Consider the following 2,157-nt stretch of genomic DNA (forward strand, 5'->3'; position numbering starts at 1 on the left):
GTACAGTGCGTAAGTCCTATATTGTTATTTCTTGTAGTGCGGACATCTTGCCCGCAAGAATTATACAAATTAAATGCACAACAGCTTATCCTATAAATTCTGAAATTCTTAGGACTTACGCATTTTAACGAAACCTAGGGGTTTGAGATTGCTTCCTTACGTCGCAATGACAGTATTTGAAGTAGGTTTTGCGTAAGTCCTAATTCTATCCTAAATCCTATAAATTCTGATTCAGATAAATTTATGACTCGTAAAAAAATATTATTAGAAAGTCAATCCTACACTTTTCGATCTTACTTTGAAATGCCCTATGAAGCTGATGAAATATTAGCAGAATTGGGCTATTCTTTAATAAGAAGACATATTGATTTACCTAAAAGTAATCATCCTTTACAAAGACTAGAGGAATTAAAACAACGAATTGAAGAATCTTTACCTTTAGTAAGTTTAAGTAGTGAAACAGCAAGACGAGAAACCCTAGTAGCACCAACATTATTAGAAGTTGCTCGCTATTGTCAATGTCAAGTGAGAATTGAATACCCATTGTCTGTAAATAACTGGTTAAAGGGTAATTTAGATTATTTTCTCAAACATAATCCTAGTTTATTGGTAGTTGAAGCTAAAAATGATGATTTAACACGAGGTTTTACACAACTTGCTGTAGAATTAATTGCTATTTCTCAAGTTGAAGAAGGAGATGTTTTTTATGGATGTGTTACCATTGGTGATGCTTGGCGTTTTGGAATATTAGAAAAAACCAATCAGCAAATTTTTCAGGATATTTCCTTGTATCGCATTCCTAATGATTTAGAGGATCTAATGAGAATTTTGGTAGGAATTTTGGCATAAACTAAATTTTCTAAGAGGTTGTTTGAAAACTTTTTCGTGTGGGATCTGACACCCGCAGATCCCCCTAAATCCCCCTTAAAAAGGGGGACTTTGAGGAATTTAGCCCCCCTTTGTAAGGGGGGTTGGGGGGATCTCGATTAATTCTGATACTTTTCAAACATCCTCTAAGTTTACCTAATAAATTTGTTAAGACTCACATTAAGTTTTATGCAGGAAAGAGATTTTAAGAGGCATTTTGTGTAAGTCCGGTTCTAATTCAAATCTTCTAACTTAATTCTTGGATCTGCTGCTTTTAAAATCAAGTCGGCAATTAAATTACCAACAATTAATAATACTGCACTCATTACCAAACTGGCCATGACTAAATATTGGTCTTTAGCTAAAACAGCTTGTAGGGTTAATTTTCCTAAACCTGGCCAATTGAAGAAATTTTCTGTAATAAATGCACCACCTAATAAACCTGCTAATTCAAAACCCAATAAAGTAATTAATGGGTTAATAGCATTTCGCAAAGCATGAACATAAATAACGCGGTTTTCTGGAAGTCCTTTAGCGCGGGCAGTTTGAATATAATCTTGGCGTAAAACATCCAATAATTGACCACGCATAATCCTTTGTAAACCAGCAAAACTGGTAATACTTAAGGCAATTAATGGTAAAACTGAATGCCAAGCGATATCGAGAATTTTACCTAACCATGTGAGGTCGGCATGATCAATACTGGTCATATTACCCACTGGAAAAAGTGGTGTAGTCAGTTGAGCAAAAAATAGCAAAAATAAGACAGTGATAAAACTGGGAATACCTTGACCAGCATAACTGACTATTTGTAAAATCTGGTCAGTTCTACGATTTTGTTTTACAGCAGCGAGAATACCCAAAGGAATTGCGATCGCCCATGTGATAATTAAAGAAGCGATCGCTAATAACAACGTGGCTGGAACTCGTTCCCATAAGAGCGACGATACAGAACGTTGATAAACAAAACTTGTGCCAAAATCACCTTTAGTGACGATTTGCTGCAACCAAAATCCAAACTGTTCTGGCCAAGATTTATCTAAACCAAATTGTTGTCTAATTTCCTCAATCCGTTCTGGGGAAATTTTCGGATTTTGTCGCAGGGTATCTACATAATCCCCTGGAGAAAACTTCATAATAAAAAATGACAAAGCCGACGCTAAGAAAATCGTCAATAGCGCCTGTAAAAGCCGTTTCATCACATAAATAAAAGTTTCATTCGTAACTGACCTTATCAGCCAGTCTCGACTTGTCTCCAAGGAAATTTTTGTATTTGTCATTTATGATTGG

The 2,157-nt window shown here is 35.4% G+C and carries 2 protein-coding genes; one reads left to right on the plus strand and one right to left on the minus strand.

Annotation, left to right across the window (positions count from 1 at the left end; genetic code table 11):
* Positions 1 to 243: 243 nt before the first annotated feature.
* Complete coding sequence (locus FJR37_RS18500; RefSeq protein WP_104385962.1) at positions 244 to 849, plus strand: hypothetical protein; 606 nt, start codon at positions 244 to 246, stop codon at positions 847 to 849.
* Between the two features lie 251 nt (positions 850 to 1,100).
* On the opposite strand, the gene FJR37_RS18505 is transcribed toward FJR37_RS18500, so the two are convergent.
* Positions 1,101 to 2,147: an ABC transporter permease gene (locus FJR37_RS18505; RefSeq protein WP_168466769.1), complete on the minus strand. Its 1,047-nt coding sequence runs from the start codon at positions 2,145 to 2,147 to the stop codon at positions 1,101 to 1,103.
* Between the last annotated feature and the right edge of the window lie 10 nt (positions 2,148 to 2,157).

Source organism: Aphanizomenon sp. UHCC 0183 (assembly GCF_009712065.1).
In the GTDB taxonomy this organism is placed as follows: domain Bacteria; phylum Cyanobacteriota; class Cyanobacteriia; order Cyanobacteriales; family Nostocaceae; genus Dolichospermum; species Dolichospermum heterosporum.

Coding starts and splice junctions, on each gene's coding strand:
- FJR37_RS18505 (WP_168466769.1), bottom strand. CDS start 2,147: ATGACAAATACAAAAATTTCCTTGGAGACAAGTCGAGACTGGCTGATA.
- FJR37_RS18500 (WP_104385962.1), top strand. CDS start 244: ATGACTCGTAAAAAAATATTATTAGAAAGTCAATCCTACACTTTTCGA.